Raw genomic sequence first — 16,858 nt, 5'->3', positions numbered from 1 at the left:
TCAGGGCCTCCGTGACACGGGTGATGGGGAAAAGGCGCGCAGGACGGCGTCGACGACACCGCGCGAGAGGCGCTCGTCGACGGGGCCGCCGGTGATGAGGAAGCGGTAGAAGAGCGGGCCGCCGAGCAAATCGAGCGCGAGCTCGTAATCGAGTCCCTTCTGCAGCTCGCCCCGCGCCACGCCGCGCTCCAGCACCTGCCGGAGCGCCTCGCGTCGTACGCCGACAAAGCCGGAGCGGACGGCCTGGGCGATGAGCTCGCTGCGGGCCATGGCGGCGACGAAGCCGGACAGCAGCGCGCCCGACGCCGGGTCCCGGTACATGCCCAGGGCGTCGCGCATCATCCGCCGCAGGTCGCCCTCCACGGTCCCGGTGTCGGGGACGGGGATGGCGCGCATGATGCGCTCGATGGCCTCGGCGGCGAGCGTCTCCTTCGTCGACCAGCGGCGGTACACGGTCGCCTTGCCCACCCCGGCGCGTGCGGCGATGGCGTCCATGCTGAGCGCGTCGTAGCCCACCTCGCGGATGAGCTGGATGGCGGCGTCGAGGATGGCCCCGTGCGCCTCTTCGCTCCTCGGACGGCCGGGCCGGCGGCTGACATTGCCCTCCGGGGCTGGAGGCGGCGGGCTCCCGGCGGCGCGGGACGGGCGCTTGGAGACGGTACGGCGTTGTTCCATGAACCCAGGCTAGAGGGAATGGATTACGGAACGCAATCGTATCGAAACACGGCAACAGGCCGGGTGGTATCGTCTGTTCAGGATTGGTCGTGCCCCGGTTCGAGGTCTCCCGATGGTGAAGGCGCTCTGTCTGACGTTGCTGCTGCCGGCCATGCTGCTGGGCGGCATTCCCGACCTGCGCCGGCCCGTCACGGACCCGGACGGGTTCCTGTCCCGCGAGGACACGGGCGCCGTCGCGGACCGCCTGGTGCGCCTGCGCTCGGAGACGGGCGTGCAGATGGCGGTGCTCGTCGTGGCCACGACGGAGGGCGTGCCCATCGAGGACTACTCGATGCAGGCCGCGGAGGCGTGGAAGGGCGGCGAGAAGGGCCGGGACGACGGCGTGCTGCTGGTGGTCGCCGTGAAGGACCGGCGCATGCGGCTGGAGGTGGGCTACGGGGTGGAGGAGCACCTGCCGGATGGGGCCGTGCGGCGCCTGCTCGACGCGCAGGGCCCGCTGATGCGCGTGCGCGACTACCGGGGCGCGCTGCTCGCCATCATCCAGGGTGTGGGAGCGCGGCTGCCGGGGAACGTGTCGGCCGGGGCGGAGGTGGCTCCACGGCCCGACGCCGTGGGCGGGCAGACTCCCGGCCTCCCGACTTCCGACAGTGATTCCGTGGCCACGCCCACGGCCGCGCTTCCGGGCGCGAAGGATGGCGTCCTGGCCGGGACGCCGGCGGACCTTCCGAACGCGGAGCGCGACGCCAGGAGTGAGCCGCCCGCCCTGGAGGAATTCAGCGCGCGGCCTCCGCCCCAAGTCGAGCCGCCTCCCACCCATGAGGGACGCAATGCGTTCCTTGGCCTGGTGCTATCGGCGCTGGTGGTGGTGGGGCTCCTGGTCGCGGTGCCTGGTGCCCTGCGTGAGCGGCTCGGCTCCACGCTCCTGAGCGTCGTGAAGGGCGCGCTCTTCCTCGTGCCGCCCATCCTCCTCTCGCTGCTCAGTCCGGTGTCCGGAGTCGTCATCTTCCTCGGCTACGCGGGGCTGTTCGCGGCGCTCCTCGTGGGCATCCGGTCCTGGCAGCAGGGGCGCGGCACGGGGGCTCGGACCATGGGCGCCATCCTCCTGGGCTGCCTCGTCGTCGGCATCGGGGCCGCGCTGGTGAAGGCCAACCCCGCCAGCCTGCCGTCTTTCTTCGACAAGACGTTCCTCTTCGGCCTCATGGCGATGGTGCCGGTCGCGCTCTCGGTGCTGGGCTTCAACGTCTTCACCGCACCGCCTGCCGGTGGGGAGGACTACTCCGGCACCTCCCCCCGCACGCGCGACCGTGACAACGACTGGATGTCGTCGTCCTCGTCGTCCTTCGGCTCCAGCGACTCGCCGTCGTCCTCGTCGTCCTCGAGCTCCAACTCCGACGACTCGTGGCGTGGCGGAGGCGGCGGCTTCGGCGGAGGCGGGTCCAGCTCATCCTGGTAGCGGGAGTGCGGACCGTGCCCTGCTACCACGGGGCGCAGTTGCTGGAGTTGTCCAGGAGGGTCTTCTCGCTCACCTGAGGGGTCAGCTTCTCATTCTCGATGCGGTACTTCACCCGGACCTGTTTGACGTCCGGTCCGGCCGGGCAGTTGGAGCTGAAGCTGAGGGAGGTGACCGTCGGCCCCGCTCCGTCGAGGGAGGCGCTGAACCCCGGCTCGCTCGTGAAGTCATCCGTGGCGGGGTGTCCGTGGCGCTCGTCCGAGCCGAGCATGCGTCCATCCGGTGCGCGCAGCGTCACGCGCAGGCTCTGCTCGACGGACTGGCCCGGGCCTTCCTTCTTCTCGAAGCTCTCCAGCAGCACGGCCGTCAGCGTGCCCTCCTTCTTCTTCCATGACTTCGACTTGATGACGCGCCACGTGGGCCCGAGCTGGGGACATGCCAGCGGCTCCGCCCACGTCACGTCGCGCGCGTACGCGGCGGCCTCGAAGGCCTTGACGGTCTCCAGCACCTTCGGCCCCGCCGCCGGCTCACAGGCTCCGAGCACCACCACCACGAAGCCCGCCTTGAGTCCCGGCACGCTGTCGCTCGGGACGAGGCGGGGGTAGCCCTCGGCCACCTTCAGCGTTCCGTCCCATTCGTTCTGCTTCGCGCGCTCCTGCCACCTGCCCAGGGACGCCTCGGCCTCGGCCGTGTCCTTGCCTCCACCCCAGATGATGAGCTGGGCCGGACGGGGCTCCGCGGCCGCCACGCCCGTCCACGCCAGTACAGCAGTCATCACGAGCCAGCTCGACGTCATGCAGTCCCCTCGTTGGTCCGACGGCTCGGAATCCTACGCGGGAAGGCCCTCCCGACAGGAGGGCGACTCAGTCCTTCTCCTCCTGCAGCTCGTTCAGGAACGCGACGATGGCGTCCACCTGCGCATCGCTGAGCATCTCGTCGGTGAAGGCGGGCATGGCGCCCACGCCCCGGCGAATCTGCGTGCGCATGGCCACGGACGGCAGGGGCTTGTTGTTGATGCTCGGCCCCAGGCCGCCGGCGCCGCCCGGGTGGCACATGTTGCAGTTGCGCATGAAGAGGACGCGGCCCTCCTGCTGCTGCGCATTGAACTGGCGCGGCGTGCCGAAGGCGGGGCCCCGGCGCGCGGGGCCGCAGGCCGCCACCAGCGCCAGCACGACGAGCAGGGCGGTCCTCATGGCTTCACCTCCGGCGCCGCGCGGGTGATGCGCCACAGCACGCCCGTCTGCTCGAACGGATGGATGACGCCCTTCGCCTTCACCAGCATCACCCCGAAGTCGACGATGTAGAGGGCCCGGCCGCTCGGGTCGAAGCGCGCGTCGATGGGCCGCTCCAGGCCGCCCTTCCCGAGCCGGGTGGCGGGGCCGCCGCTGCCCTTGCTCTTGTTGGCGACGAAGTCCTCGATGACGCCGTTGGACACGTCCACGCGCACCACCTTGAAGCCCACGGGCGCCATCGTCTCGCCCGTGTCCGGGGACTGGTCTCCGAACTGCGCGACGAAGGCCTCGCCCACGTGGCCGAACTCCGCGCTGCGCGAGAAGTCCAGGTGGTTGGAGGACGAGTGCACACCGAACAGCGCCACCGGCCGGGGCGGTGTGCCGGGGGGCTCCTGGAGGACGCGTCTGGGCACGTCGCCGCCGGGCACCTTGAACCACTCCTGGTCCACCGGCTTGCCGCCCGCGAAGTCCGGGAAGCCGTACCACGCGCCCTGCTCCACCTCCCAGAGGTAGTCCGCCACGCCGAACAGCGGCCGGCTGCCGCGCACGTCGTACCCGTTCTCCGTGACGTACAGCCGGCCGTTGGGCGCGAAGGCAAGGCCGAACGGATTGCGGAAGCCCCACGCCACCAGCTCCGGGTCGGTGGAGCCCGGGACGAGGCGGAACACGGCGCCGCTGCACGGCATGGCGCCCTTGATGACCTGGCCCGGCTGGGTCTCCGTGCCGAAGGGGACGAAGGCGCCCGTGCTCACACGCCCCGTCTTCGGCGCGAGCGGGTTGTCGCTGGGGTGGTTGACGCCCGCGAGGGTGATGTCGCGGCAGGGCAGGTCATGGAAGGCCGGGTTGCGCTCCAGCCAGCCCAGGCTCGCGTTGTCCGGGCCCACCACGCCCGAGTTCGTCGCGGTGCCCACGCTGAAGTAGAGCGCGCCGTCCGGCCCCACGGCGGGGCCGTTGGTGTGGTGGTCCCCGAGGCTCGGCAGGTTGGACACGAGCGGGGTGATGCGGCCGTCCGGGGTGATGCGGACGATGCGGCCTCCGCCCTGCACGCCGCCCTCGGCCACGTAGAAGGCGCCCTGGTGCCAGGTGACGCCCGTCCACGGTGGGTGGTCTCCCCGGGCCACCTCGGTGAGGCGGCCGTCCTTCTCCACGCGCACCAGGCGGGACTGGGCGAAGTCCTCGCCGTAGCTGTAGCCGGACTCGGTGACGTAGGGCGTGCCGTCCCCGTCGAAGGTGATGCCGGTGGGGTAGGTGAGGCCGGTGGCGACGACCTCGACGCGGTAGCCCTCCGGCACGGCCACGTCCGCCGGATTCACGCGCCGGGGCGGTCTGAACTCCGTGGAGCCGCCGCCTCCGCCCGCGAACAGGTGGAAGCAGCCGGGGAGCAGCAGCAGCGCACATGCCGCCAGGAGCGGGCGCACGAGGGAGAGCAATCGCATACGCGGTGCGGGGACCTCGGGGTGGGGATGCGTGAGGCCCCCGACGCTAGAAGTCGCCTCCTCGCGCGTACAACGCGGGTCGCGGATGACGGTTGCCTGTGAGACAGACCGCCGGGGGCCCTGGCGCGACACGGCCCGGGCCGTCCTCCCCGTGCTGGGAGGCGCGGCCCGGGCCGGCCCTGCCCGGAAGGCCCTGGCGTTGGCGGGGTGGCCTGGAGCCCTTCCGCTAGTTCTGCACCGTGAAGCGGACCGTGAGCGGCACGCCGCCGATTTCCTGCGCGTCGTGGTTGCTGAAGGGCGTGCCCGTCAGGACGTGCGTGCCCGGGGTGAAGTTGAAGGGGTGGTAGTTGCCCGGCGGGTCGTCCCCGGCGATGGCGTAGGGCGGCACGTTCTCGAGCTGCACCGTGGCGCCGTCGTAGACGAAGCGCACGCTGCCCACGATGTCCCGGAAGGTGTCCGCGCGGATGGAGAGCGGGACGTTGCCCAGGTCGCTCAGGTCGATGACGTCTCCGTTGTAGACGGGACGGATGTCGTGGTTCGTGTCCGCGTTCACCAGGATGAAGCGGTCCACCCGGGTGACGACGCGCGGCAGGATGGGGCCGTTGGCGTCCACGGTGATGGTGTTGCCACCCAGCGTGCGCACCTTGTAGCCCTCGAAGGGCTGTCCGTCCGGCTTCGTCTCCGGATACAGGCGCACCCAGTCCTGCAGCGCGCGCAGCGTGTAGAGCTCGCCCAGGCGGGACGCGTTGTCGTGGTCGCTGCGCCAGTGCACGCCGCCGAAGAGGCGGGCCACGCCCACGTTGGAGGCCAGCTTGTCCAGCTCGTCGAACATCATCAGCGTGCCGCCGTACGGCACCAGCGCCGTGCCGTCCGCGTTGACCACCTGCGGGTTGATGATGGGGAAGTCCCCGTAGAGGGCCTTGATGGCGGTGACGCCCGCGCCGATGTACGTGGAGTGGCCGGAGGCGTACGCCGGGTGGGTGGGGCTTCCCTCCGGGAAGGCCTGGTTGAGCAGGTACGTCCCCTGCGTTCCCAGCCCGCGCTCCAGGTTGCGCTGCGCGTTGCGCGCGAACACCAGCGGCAGCACGGCCGAGCTGAGCAGCTCCGAGGGCAGCGGGTAGACGCGTGCGCCGGTGAGGGTGTTGTGCACGCGACCGCCGTACTCCTCCGGGCGGATGCGCCGGTGCACCTGCCACTTCTGGAACCACTGCCCGCGCAGCGACGTGGTGCTGCTCACCAGCGCCGTGAAGGCCTGGGCGTCGCCGTTGCCGAAGGTAACGAAGGGCTCCTGGTTGTTGTAGAGGCGGTAGGGACTGTTCGGGTCATACGCGCGCGGCGAGGACTTGCCATCCGAGTCGTACTTCCCGTCCGGCAGGAAGTCTCCCTGACGCGCCAGGATGAGCGCCGCGTCAAGGGAGGCCTGGAGCGGGTAGTCGAAGTGCACCCACTCGGCCAGGTCGCGGCCATTGCGGATGTAGCGGCGCGTGTCGTCCATGTCCTCCAGCGTGTCGATGGGGTCCGCGGGCGCCGCGCCGTTCTGGATGGAGAGCCACTCGTCGTAGGCGGTGACGCGGTCATCCCCGGCGAAGCGCGTCCAGATGCGCTGCTCAAAGGGCTGGTGCGCGGTGGGCTCCACGCCCGGGGGCGGGGGGTTGGTGTCCGTCTCCTCCGCCAGCGGGCCGCCGCCGAACGGAACGGTCTTCACGAGGAACTGGGAGATGAACGGCCCCTGCACCGCGCCGGACAGGTCCGCGCGGAAGAGGGTGGCCGGCGTCACCAGGCCGTTGCTGGCGCGGGCGCCGCGGTGGACGTCCACGTTGCTCAGCTCGTTGGCCGCCTGGGTGATGAGCGGGTCGGCGGCGTACTGGTCGAAGCGCACGTCGCGGACCAGCGACATCCAGTACAGCTCGGTCATCTCGCCGGAGATCTCGGGGCTGTTGAAGTCCGGCGCGGGGCCCATGGTGAGCGCCTGCGCGTCGGCGCCCTCCAGCACGAAGGAGAAGCCGGCCTGGGGATTGACGAGCTTGCGGGTGCCGCCGAGCACCACCGCCTCGAGCTGGGCCGGGTCTCCGGCCAGCACCGCGGCGAGCAGGGCGTCGTATTGCACCGGGTCGGGCTCGCCCAGCGCGTCGTGCGGCAGGCCCTTGGAGTACGTGGCGAAGCGTCCGAAGTCCTGCAGGTCCTGGTTGTTGGTGTGGACGGGCTGGCCCTGGAGGGCCTGGAAGTTCGCTGCATTCACCCGGACCTGCCTCGCACGAAGCGGCCGGGTAGGGTCATTGACGGCTTGCGCCTGGGCGCCAACGGACGCCAGGAGCGACAGGACAATGAGACCGCGGGGTAATCTCATCGTTGCTCTCCACGTTTGGGGTGTGAACGGCACCTGTCCCGTTGCGCGAGCGAGATGTGAGTCAGGTGACGCAATTCCTAACGTGAGGGCAGTCAATTCATTGATATCGGACGTGAGGGTTTCCGGAGCTCTGTTTTACTTCAGATATGGCAAACGTCGTATTCTGAACTGAAAGTCTTTTGTTTTTCGTTGTCCACTGCACTGCGGAGCCGGTTCCTGTCGGCTGGATGACAAGACGCGACTTCTGTCCAGTTGCATGTTTTGTTGTGAGTATTAGAATTCCCGGTTTTTCACAGCTAGGCTGGAAAGTTGCGCTGTCGGTGAAGACAGACGCATCCGGGCAAAAAACACCGGGCCCGCCGACGCTCGTGAAGCCGAGACGCCCGCGGGCCCGGTCTGTTCTTCACTGTCAGGGATGGAGTCTAGGGTGTGGTGTCGAGGCTCTTGAGGAACTCCGCCATGTCGGCGCGGTCGCTGGCGCTATCGAGGTAGACGGGGTGCGGCGCGTTGGCGCCCCGGCTCGGGTTGAGGAGGGCGTCGGCGGTGGGGACGGAGCTGTCGTGGAGGAAGTCGGGCTTGCGGGCCAGGTCCAGCAGCAGCGGCATCACGCTGCCGCGCACGTCGCCGCGCTGGCTGGCCTCCACGATGACCGTCTTGTCGTCATGGATGCTGTTCGGGTCATCCTGGATGGGCGCGAGGGCCGTGGGGCGGAAGGGCAGCTCCACCGGGCGCTGGGCGAGCACGGTGGGGGTGTAGCCCGGGAAGATGTCCTTCATGGGCACGACGAAGGACGGCACGGGCCGGCTCTGGTCCACGTTGTGGCACTCGGTGCAGCGGGTGCGGAAGAGCGTCCGTCCCCGGCTGGCCGCGGCGGCGTCGAAGCTGGAGGCCTCGGGCGCCGGCAGGCTGTTGGTGTAGGCGTTCATGTCCAGCAGCTTCTGGTTGTCCACGCGGCGGCCCACCAGCGCGGCCTCGCTGCCGGCCGGCTCGGCGGTGGTGCTGGCGGTGCTGTAGGGGAAGCCCTCGCCAATGACGCCGCCGGGGCCCCGGACCTGCGTCTCGCGGAGGATTTCCAGGTACTCGTCCGAGATTTCCTCACCGGCCGCCGCGCCTCCGAGCTTCTTGAGGAAGTTGCGTCCGTCGGGCGTGACGAGGCTCGTGGGGTCCAGCAGCGCCGTGTAGACGGTGTTGTTGAAGTTGTCGATGCGGGCGAAGCTGCCGTCGGTGCCCCAGGGCGCGGAGAGGTCCGTGCGGAACATGGGGGTGATGTGCTGCGGCGCGCCATTGCCATCCGCGCCGTCGTCGAAGCTGCCCCGGGGATAGAAGTTGGGGTTGTTGAGGTAGGCGTCCACCTCCGCCTCGGTGGAGGTTTCTGTGAGGCCCTGGTCCGAGGGCGCCCGGCCGATGGACTTGTTGCCATTGGCGGCCAGCTTCAATTGCAGCAGCGGGTAGTAGGCGCGCGAGTTGGCCGCGAGCGCGAGGATGCCGCCCACGTTGAGGTTGTGGGGCGTGGGCCCGTCCACCCGCTTGCCGATGCCGCCTCCGCCCGGCACCTCCAGGACGGAGTTGTCGGTGATGGAGTGACAGGCGGCACAGGTGAGGCCCACCTTGTCGCCGTTGGCGGCGTCCAGCACGCCGTTGCCGTTGGTGTCCTTCACCACCACGCCGAGCACGGCGTTGGCGTTGATGAGCTTCATGGTGGTGGCGGGGTCATTGAGCAGCGGCCCGTTGGTGCCCTGGGCGGCCAGCTCCGCCGCGACGGCCTGCTTCGTGGCGGCGTCCAGCGCGTCCACGTCCACGCTCATGCCCGCCTGGAGCGCCTGCTTCGGCGTCAGGCCCGCCGCGACCACACCCTGCGGCAGCCGCATGGCGTCCGTCCAGAAGCCCTCGTTGCCGAAGGTCTCGAAGCGGAACACCTCGCGGCCCCGGTTGGCGTCGCCAGTCTGATGGTCGAACGCGGGGCCCTGGTTCGCCGGGCCGTCCGAGCCTTCCTCGGGCGGGTCGTCGACCGGAGGCGGGTCGTCATCGTCATCGCAGCCGGTGAAGGTCAGTAACGAGGCCGTGAGCAGCGCGGCCGTCCAATGCCAGGGTTTGCGCGGGGTATACGACATGGTGCGGGCTTCCTTTCCAGACAAACGCGGAGCGTCAGGAGCGCATCGCGTTGAAAGGACGGTGCCCCGCAAATGGAGCTATAGGGAGCCCCCCGAGGTCAGTTACGCCCCCCGGCCAAATGTCTGGCCCGCAGTTGTTCCGATGACAGGATTTGCGGCCGGAGACCTGGGCGACGATGGCTATTCAACGCCTGTCTTGTCTGAAGGTGCGTACCGCGAGCCGGACCCCGGGCCGGTGCGTTGTGGGAGGCCTCCCTCGCGTGGCGTCAGTACCGCTCGAAGACGAAGGTGAAATTCTCGTGCTCCGTCGGTCCGAAGGTGAGGCGCAGGAAGCGGTCTCCCGACGGTGCTGAGAACTTCAGCAGGTGGGTGATGGCGGGAGGGCAGACCGGGGCGGCGGGCTCCAGCGTGGAGGCCACGAGCGTCTCGCCCTCGGTCGTGTCGTGCACTGTCACGGGGACGGGCTGGTTCAGGTAGAGCGCCACCGTCTGGTCCCGGTCGGGGTCCGTCACCACCTCCGTGTAGCCCTGGAAGGCTGTCCCGGCCGACGGCAGCGTCAGGCCATAGAAGGTGTGGCCCGTGTCCGTCGCGGGGTAGGAGCTCGTGGGCGCGCTGCCCGCGGTGACGGCCTGGGATGGGTTGAGCAGTGCATGGGTGCACGCGTGCTCGCCGTTGGCGTCCCTCCGGCCGGTGGTGAAGTCCAGCTTCCCGTCTCCGAGCCCGGCGTGGGCCGTGTCCACGGGCTGGCCCGTGGCGCTCCGCAGCGCCGTGACGTCCAGCGTGTACCCGTTCTCCTGCTCCAGCGGCGGCAGGTCCGACTCCGGGCGGGGAATGGCCACCGTCAGCGTGAGGCCATCCGAGGACCAGGTGCCCGTCAGCGTGCGCGGTGCCGTGGCCGGCGTCGTCACGTCCCGCAGCGTCACCTGGGTGGCCGAGGTATCCATCGGCTCGTTGAAGGTGAGCGTGAGCACCTTGCGCAGCGCGAGGTTGGTGGCGTCGGCCTTGTAGAGCTCCACGGGCAGCACGCCGGTGGCGCCCTCGGCTGGCTGGGACGTGGTGACGTGCGGCCGCGCGGCCGCCGTCCCGTGCACGGTGAAGTGGAAGGTGCGCGGGGCCGCCAGCCGGTTGCCGGCCAGGTCCTCGAAGTCCGCCTCCACGGTGAGCTGGACTCGCGCCCCCGGAGGGAAGGGCTCGGCGGGGGGCGCCATGAAGACACGGCCCTCCTCCTTCCACTGCCTCAGGCCGAGCGCCCACTCCGCTCCATCCACGATTGCGCGCACGGTGCCCCGCTCTGGCTTCATGGGCTCGCTGAAGCGCACGGTGAGGGCGGCGTCGGCGGCCACGTGGGCCTCGTCGGGGGCGGGGGTGGTGCTCGTCACGGTGGGCGCCGCCGTGTCGCCCGCGTCCGCCGGGCTGCCCGCATCCGGGGTGTCTGGGGTGGTGTCGTCGTCGCAGCCCGTCAACGCGAGGGCGGCGCAGGTGGCGAGCAGGGCGGTGGCGTGGGCGAGTCGCATCGTCGGTACTTCCTCCAGGAGGGGCGGGCGCAGCGGTGCCGGAGCGCCTTTCACGTGGAAGGGCGCTCCGGCGGAGGGGGTGCTGCTAGCAGTTGAAGATGGCCGGGTCGTTGTCGTTGCAGTCGAAGCGACGGTTCACGTAGCCGGACGGCGGCTCGCACGCGGTGAGGACGGAGTTGGTGCTGGTGCCGTAGGTGTCGCCGTCCGCGTCGCGGTACCAGCGGACGCGGTTGTCATCCAGGTACTCCGCCACCACGCGCACCTGGTTTCCGGCGACGGGGCCCATGGCCAGGATGTACGTGCTGCCCACCGTCAGGTCATACGTCACCACCTTCGACAGCCCGCAGCCGGAGGTGATGGTCTCGGTGATTCCGGGCGTCACGGTGGCGCCGCCGGAGGTCAGCAGGGTGAAGGTGGCCGAGGGCGACAGGTAGAACGAGATGGACTCCGTGGTGTCGCCCGCCGTGGTGGCCGAGGGGACATACGTCACCGAGCCCTCCGCGCCGGCCGGCAGCGTCACGGTGTAGTGCTTGTGCTTCGTGCTGATGGCCGGCGCGCTGGAGGTGCGCGTGGCGCTCGCCGTTGCATTCACGTTGTCGGCGCCGTTGCCGTAATGGATGCAGGCGTGGTCCGTCATGCTGGTGTCGTCCACCGACGTGCAGCCGGCGGGCAGCTCCTGCTCCTGCTGCCCCGGAGCTTCCAGGTCGGCCTCGTCCACGCCGCCGCAGGCGGCCAGCGACACTCCCAGCAGCGCGCTCCAGAGATTCCGCTTCATCCGATTCATGTGGGGTTCCTTTTCGATGCCGCCGGCATTGCGCGGCGCCAGCATTCATTGATCAGATGTAACTGAGTTGCAATAACAGTCTGGTCATTTCCCGTGCATGTGAGCGTCGCGGGCAGGAAGGAGCGCGGGGCTAGGGCAGGTGTTCAATCACCATGCCCAGCTCGGGCAGGGAGGTGGGGCCGAGCGTGAGCGTGTACTGGACGCGGTCCGTCAGCTCGTAGCCAATCATGTGCTTCAGCCCGGCGCAGTGGTCGTCGGTGGGGCGGGTGCCGGCCGGCGTCACGGCCTTGTCGATGCCGGTCTCCACCAGCGTGACGGGGACGTCCGGCGTGCCGAGGTAGACGACGAAGTTGCCGGTGGCGAAGGCCTTGTAGCTGAAGGTGCCCACGTACTGGCCGCCCTCCGGACGCAGCTTCACCGTGTAGTACGTGTGGAAGTCGTCCACGCGGGGCAGGCGGGCGGTGGACGCGGAGACGGTGACGTAGGGCCCGTTGGAGACGTGCCAGCAGGCGTGCTCTCCGTTGTCGCCGAAGCTGAAGCCCGCGCTCGGGACGTAGTCGGGGTCCGTCTCGCACGCGAGGCCCTCGGCCGTGGCCCGGTAGCCGCGGTTGCAGTGGCACCAGTCCCCGGTGGGCTCGCGGTGGATGTGGCCATTGGGCGCGCAGGGGTCCGTCTGCGAGGGGTCCTCGTCGGGGGGCGGGTCGACGATGGGGGCGTCACCGCCACAGGCGGAGAGCGCCAGGGCACACGCGGCCAGGGCGAGGACGCGGAGGGAGGGGGACATGAGGCTTCCTTGGCGGGAGGGAGTGGACGGGCCCGCGGGTGATGACTTCGTTCGCCCGCGGGCCCCGGGCTGGCGGGGCTACTCCTCGTGGTCGTGAGCCGCTTCCTCGATGACCAGGGTGAACTCGGAGTTGCGCTCCGCGATGGCGAGGAACTGGAGGTGGTACTCCGTCCCGCCCTCGAGGTCCGCGACGATGGCGGTCTTCAGGGCGCCGCACACGCTGGTGGGCACGCTGTAGCGGCACTCGCGGGCGACCTCGACGCCCGTGGCGGCGTCGTAGATGCGCACGCCGCGGTGGCGCGACAGGAGGAAGGCGAACTCACCGGACTCGTCGGGGATGAAGCCGACACGGCCGCCCCAGCCGCAGAAGCCCGTGGCGGGCAGGGTGATGTTGTAGCCGGTGTGCGGAAGGCTCACGTCCACCAGCACCGGCGCGCCCAGGGCGGCGGCCGTGACGGACTGGAAGGGGCCGAGCTCCGCGTGGATGCAGGCGTGCTCGGTCACCTCGCCCAGCTCCACCGGGTCGCACGAGGCGAGCAGCCCCTGCTCCTCCGACGTCATCGTGGCTTCCCAGTCCTGCCCGGCGGCGGGCTCCTCGGACGGGGCGCCGCAGGCGGTGAACAGGGCCGCCGCGCAGGCGGTGAGCAGGGACTTCTCGAACAGCTGCCAGGTCTTCATGGGTGGGTTCCTCATCGGGACTGCTGGGGGCCTGCCACTGCGACAGGTGTGCGATGGCACGCGCGCAATATGTATCCAAGATGTAGATGCAATCAAGTTGCGTTTATGGGCGGTCGACGCGCGCTCGTCGCTCCGCCGCCGACGCCGTTCGACTCAAGGGTGGGTGTGTTTGGACCTTGGTTGTTTCTTACGTTTCAAGAACGTTTGTTGCCCCTAACACCTTGAGTCCACTACGACGGACCTCGCGCGTGGTGCCCCGCGCGTGCGGCCGTCCCCCGCGGCCGCCCCCCTTTCGAGGTGCCTGCATGAGACTGCCGTCCTTTGTGCTGAACGCGGTGGTGCTGGTCGCTCTCGTCGTTCCCTCGCTGGCGCAGGCGGCTTCCTACCTGCGGGTGGTGAGCTGGAACCTGCGTCACGAAGGCTGGACGGCGGAGCAGACGTACACGGACGATGCGAAGCAGATCTGGAACCAGTTCGGCGCCAACAGCACGTCCAACAACGGCTGTGACCTGGTGTTCCTCCAGGAGGTGATGAACACCAGCGTGATGCCGGCGCTGGCCCAGGCGCTCACGCAGGTGTCCGGCGTGTCGTGGAGCTACGCGCAGACGCCGCTCATCGGCCGCTCGTCGTACAAGGAAATCTACGCGGTGCTGTACCGGACGGACACGGTGTCGCTGCTGTCGTCCTCGGTGTACAGCGACTCGGGCGACAAGTTCGAGCGCGAGCCGCAAATCGTGAAGGTGCGGCACACGCCCACGGGCGCGGACTACACCTTCATCAACTGGCACGCCATCTGGGGCACCGCCGCCGAGCGCGACGTGGAGGTGCGCAACATCGACACCGTGTTCAAGTCGGTGCAGGACGGCAGCTCGAGCGACCAGGACGTCATCCTCGTGGGAGACCACAACATGGCCTGCTCCGGCGCCTCGTGGTCCGAGCTGGCGGGGCTGTCTCCGGCGGTGTCCTGCAAGCTCGACGTGGCGACGACGCTCAACACCAGCGGTGGCTTCGCGAACGCGTATGACCACTTCTGGATGCAGGGCACGTACGTGACGGAGTTCTCCTCGTCGGGCCGCGACTACATCGCCAGCACCCTCGACTTCGTCACCCGGCTGTCGGACCACGCGCCCGTCTACGTCTCCCTGTACTCCAGCAGCGACACGGATTGAGGCGCACGCTTCACAGGGCAGGGTGGAGCCTGGCCGCCGTGCTGGTGGTGGCCGGGCTCGTGTCGTGGTGGGTGTGGCCTCGGGCGCTGGAGACCGGGGCCGTGCCCGCGCGTCCCGCCGTGGTCGCGGAGGCGGTGACGCCAGTGTCTGACGTTCCGCGGGTGCCCGCGCGCGCGGAGCCGGAGGGCCCGAGGCTGCGCGCGGTGCTGGAGGGTGAGCATCCGTTCCATGGCGAGGCGCGCGTGGGGGCGGCGTTCATCTCCGAGGAGGACCGGCGCACGTGGGAGGGGGCGAAGCGCGAGGGCGGTGGCGGAGCGGGGCCGGAGCGGCTGGAGGACCTGGCGAACGTGGCGGCATGGCGTCCGGCGGCGGTGACGCCGTCTGTCTCGGGCGGGACGCTGGGGCCGGAGCCGGTGCCGGTGGCGGACCGCTACCGGGTGCTCGCCTGGGAGCCGGATGGGACGTTCTGGTGGGGCGACGTGGTGCCGGAGTCCGCGGCGGGCCTCGTGGACGTGGGCGTGCTGCGCGCGCGGCGGCCCACCGGAGTCCGCGTGCGGCTGGCGGGAGCGCGGCCGGAGCAGGGGCCGTTCTCCGTGAGACTGGAGCGCGTGGTGGACGTGGACCCGCGCACCGCCGAGCGCGCGAGCGAAATCCTGCCGGTGGTGGCGCACGCGGCTCCCGTCGTGGCGGCGGCGCTGCGGGATGGCACTCCCATACCGCTGACCTCGGAAGCAGGGGAGACGCAGTTGCTGCCATTGCCGCCGGATCCCTCTGTGCGGCTGTGGCTGCGCAGCGCCTCGGGACGCGAAGGTGGACCCGTGGAGGTCCCGCTGCGCGAGGGGCGCGTGGAGACGGTGGTGCTCGACGTGGACGCGCTCTTCCCGGGGGGCGTGGGCGGCACGGTGACGCTGCGAGGGCGAATCTTGCTGGAGGGCTCGGTCCGGCCCCCGCCCGGCGCGCGGCTGCTGGGGCCGGAGGGCGAGGCCGTGGCGCTGGAGCCGGATGGACGCTTCACCGCGCCGGGGCTGCCATCGTGGCGGGCCTCGCGCTTCACCGTGCAGGTGGAGGCGCCGCCCTCCGGACGCCCCGTGGCGCCCGCGCAGCAGGACTTCGAATTCCTCCCGGAGCCCGGAGCGTCCGACGCGGAGGTGACGTGGCGCGTGCCGGTGTACCGCTGGCTGGTGCTGCGCATGGACGACTTCACCCGGGCGCAGCTCCAGTCACGGGCGCGCAGGCCCTACCCGGTGTTCCTCCTGCAGCGGCGGGACGCGGGCGGCTCGTGGCGCACGCACCCGGCCGACGTCTTCCATGACCAGGAGGACGGCGTGGCCGTGTCGCTGCACCCGCCCGGGACGTACCGCGTGCTGGCCGCGGCCTCGCCGTACGAGGTCCATGCCAGCACCTCCGCGGAGCTGGGCACGGACGCCACGGAGCGCACCGTCTCCGTGCGCGTGGACGAGGGCGGCGTGCCCTGCGAGGTGCGCGTCACGGTGGCGGGAGCACCGGTGTACGGAGCACTCGTCACCAGCGCCAGCACCCTGGGCTCATTGCCTCCCGCGCGAGGCCGCACGGACGCGGAGGGGCGCTGGCGGCTGGGCCGCGTGCGCGCCGACTCGCTCCACCTGGAGGTGGAGGCGGACGGTCATCCTCCGTGGACGGGTGAGGCCACCGCGGCCTGCGAGGCGTCGGGCGTGGTGGAAGTCCGGCTGTGATGCTGCCGCCGGGAGCCCGGGCCCATCCCCGGGCTCCCAGCGCTCAGGCCGCGTTGGCGGTGATGGCGTCAGGCTCTGCGCGAGCGAGCATCGGCCGCGGCGCACGCGGCTCGGGCGGCACCTCGACGGCGGCCGGCCCGGTGGCTTCCGAATCGGTCTCCTCGGCGGCCTGCTCCTCGGCGCGGTTCCAGCAGCCCATCGCTTCCACCCAGCCCTCCAGCATGTCCATCAGCGCGCTGCGCTGCTCCCCCCCGAGAGGCAGCAGCAGCTTCGCCATGCGCTCCTGGACCACGGAGTCCGCCTGCTCCGCCAGGGCGCGGCCCTGCTCGGTGAGGCGCACGCGCACGCGGCGCCGGTCATGCCGCACGGAGCGCTCGCGCTGGACGAGCTTCGCGTCCTCCAGCCGGTCCAGCAGCCGGCTGAGGCGGGGAAGGGCAATGCCACCCAGGCGGTCGGCGAGGACGTTGACGGGCAGGAGGCTCTCCGCTTTCAGCCACCAGATGGCCTGGACCTCCATGGGGTCCAGCTCGGTATGCGGCAGCGAGCCCAGTGGGCTGCTCAGCGCGCCGCAGCGCGCTACATCGATGATGAGATTCCGCAACCTCGCGACCTGCACGCGCACTTCCATCGAGAGCTCAGACATCTGCACGCCTCCGCTATGGGGGCCGCGGCTTCTCCGGCCGAAAAGTCCGCCCTGCCACCTGGCTTCGATGGGGCTTCCGCCCCGGCTGGGAAGAACAACGTCCGGGCCCCGGAGGGCATATCGGACCCCTTGCGAATTCATCGCGATTGCCTCGGTGGATCATCCCTTCCGGGTTGGCCGGAAGGCGTCGTCTGTTCACCCGGAGCAGGTGCCGGGCACGTCCATCCCCGAGGGGTGGGTGTGGGTTCAGGACCGGGCACGCGCCGCGCCTTTTCGGCCAGGAGTCCAGGGGGGCCCGCGTCCCCACCATGGAGGGACGGGGG

14 protein-coding genes are annotated in these 16,858 nt (G+C 70.5%); 3 read left to right on the top strand and 11 right to left on the bottom strand.

Annotation, left to right across the window (positions count from 1 at the left end; all coding sequences use genetic code 11):
* A complete protein-coding gene (locus tag ACX9TP_RS44485; RefSeq protein WP_482976779.1) occupies positions 1 to 675 on the bottom strand; it encodes a TetR/AcrR family transcriptional regulator in 675 nt (224 codons plus the stop codon).
* Positions 676 to 787: 112 nt separating this feature from the next.
* Between ACX9TP_RS44485 and ACX9TP_RS44480 the strand changes: the two genes are divergently transcribed.
* A complete protein-coding gene (locus tag ACX9TP_RS44480) occupies positions 788 to 2,128 on the top strand; it encodes a TPM domain-containing protein (RefSeq protein WP_482976778.1) in 1,341 nt (446 codons plus the stop codon).
* Between the two features lie 22 nt (positions 2,129 to 2,150).
* On the opposite strand, the gene ACX9TP_RS44475 is transcribed toward ACX9TP_RS44480, so the two are convergent.
* The 9 genes from ACX9TP_RS44475 to ACX9TP_RS44435 form a co-directional block, all read right to left on the bottom strand.
* Positions 2,151 to 2,921 carry a hypothetical protein gene (locus tag ACX9TP_RS44475; RefSeq protein ID WP_482976777.1) on the bottom strand — a complete coding sequence of 257 codons (771 nt, stop codon included), beginning with the start codon at positions 2,919 to 2,921 and terminating at the stop codon, positions 2,151 to 2,153.
* A 67-nt stretch (positions 2,922 to 2,988) separates the two neighbouring features.
* Positions 2,989 to 3,318 carry a c-type cytochrome gene (locus tag ACX9TP_RS44470; protein WP_482976776.1) on the bottom strand — a complete coding sequence of 110 codons (330 nt, stop codon included), beginning with the start codon at positions 3,316 to 3,318 and terminating at the stop codon, positions 2,989 to 2,991.
* Positions 3,315 to 4,793, bottom strand: a complete 1,479-nt coding sequence (locus ACX9TP_RS44465; RefSeq protein ID WP_482976775.1) for a PQQ-dependent sugar dehydrogenase — start codon at positions 4,791 to 4,793, stop codon at positions 3,315 to 3,317. The genes ACX9TP_RS44470 and ACX9TP_RS44465 overlap by 4 nt, the downstream gene beginning before the upstream one ends.
* Positions 4,794 to 5,019: 226 nt before the next feature.
* Positions 5,020 to 7,032, bottom strand: a complete 2,013-nt coding sequence (locus tag ACX9TP_RS44460) for a phosphatase PAP2 family protein (RefSeq protein WP_482976774.1) — start codon at positions 7,030 to 7,032, stop codon at positions 5,020 to 5,022.
* 530 nt (positions 7,033 to 7,562) lie between these two features.
* Positions 7,563 to 9,251, bottom strand: a complete 1,689-nt coding sequence (locus ACX9TP_RS44455; RefSeq protein ID WP_482976773.1) for a hypothetical protein — start codon at positions 9,249 to 9,251, stop codon at positions 7,563 to 7,565.
* 266 nt (positions 9,252 to 9,517) lie between these two features.
* The gene (locus ACX9TP_RS44450; RefSeq protein ID WP_482976772.1) at positions 9,518 to 10,765 is read right to left on the bottom strand and encodes an Ig-like domain-containing domain; all 1,248 of its coding nucleotides are present in this window, start codon (positions 10,763 to 10,765) and stop codon (positions 9,518 to 9,520) included.
* Between the two features lie 85 nt (positions 10,766 to 10,850).
* Positions 10,851 to 11,540, bottom strand: a complete 690-nt coding sequence (locus ACX9TP_RS44445) for a hypothetical protein (RefSeq protein WP_482976771.1) — start codon at positions 11,538 to 11,540, stop codon at positions 10,851 to 10,853.
* Between the two features lie 139 nt (positions 11,541 to 11,679).
* A complete protein-coding gene (locus tag ACX9TP_RS44440; RefSeq protein WP_482976770.1) occupies positions 11,680 to 12,333 on the bottom strand; it encodes a hypothetical protein in 654 nt (217 codons plus the stop codon).
* A gap of 78 nt (positions 12,334 to 12,411) precedes the next feature.
* A complete protein-coding gene (locus tag ACX9TP_RS44435) occupies positions 12,412 to 13,011 on the bottom strand; it encodes a hypothetical protein (protein WP_482976769.1) in 600 nt (199 codons plus the stop codon).
* Between the two features lie 305 nt (positions 13,012 to 13,316).
* Between ACX9TP_RS44435 and ACX9TP_RS44430 the strand changes: the two genes are divergently transcribed.
* Together ACX9TP_RS44430 and ACX9TP_RS44425 are read left to right on the top strand one after the other, a co-directional pair.
* Entirely contained in the window at positions 13,317 to 14,180 is an 864-nt protein-coding gene (locus ACX9TP_RS44430; protein ID WP_482976768.1) for an exonuclease/endonuclease/phosphatase family protein, read from the top strand.
* On the top strand, positions 14,177 to 15,892 hold the full coding sequence (locus ACX9TP_RS44425) for a carboxypeptidase-like regulatory domain-containing protein (protein WP_482976767.1): 1,716 nt from the start codon (positions 14,177 to 14,179) through the stop codon (positions 15,890 to 15,892). The genes ACX9TP_RS44430 and ACX9TP_RS44425 overlap by 4 nt, the downstream gene beginning before the upstream one ends.
* 43 nt (positions 15,893 to 15,935) lie before the next feature.
* Here the strand turns inward: ACX9TP_RS44425 and ACX9TP_RS44420 are convergent, their stop codons facing one another.
* Positions 15,936 to 16,535: a MarR family transcriptional regulator gene (locus ACX9TP_RS44420; protein ID WP_482976766.1), complete on the bottom strand. Its 600-nt coding sequence runs from the start codon at positions 16,533 to 16,535 to the stop codon at positions 15,936 to 15,938.
* Between the last annotated feature and the right edge of the window lie 323 nt (positions 16,536 to 16,858).

Source organism: Pyxidicoccus sp. M15, assembly GCF_056858435.1.
The sequence above is the reverse complement of the archived record's forward strand: the minus strand, read 5'-3'. Positions and strand labels throughout refer to the sequence as shown.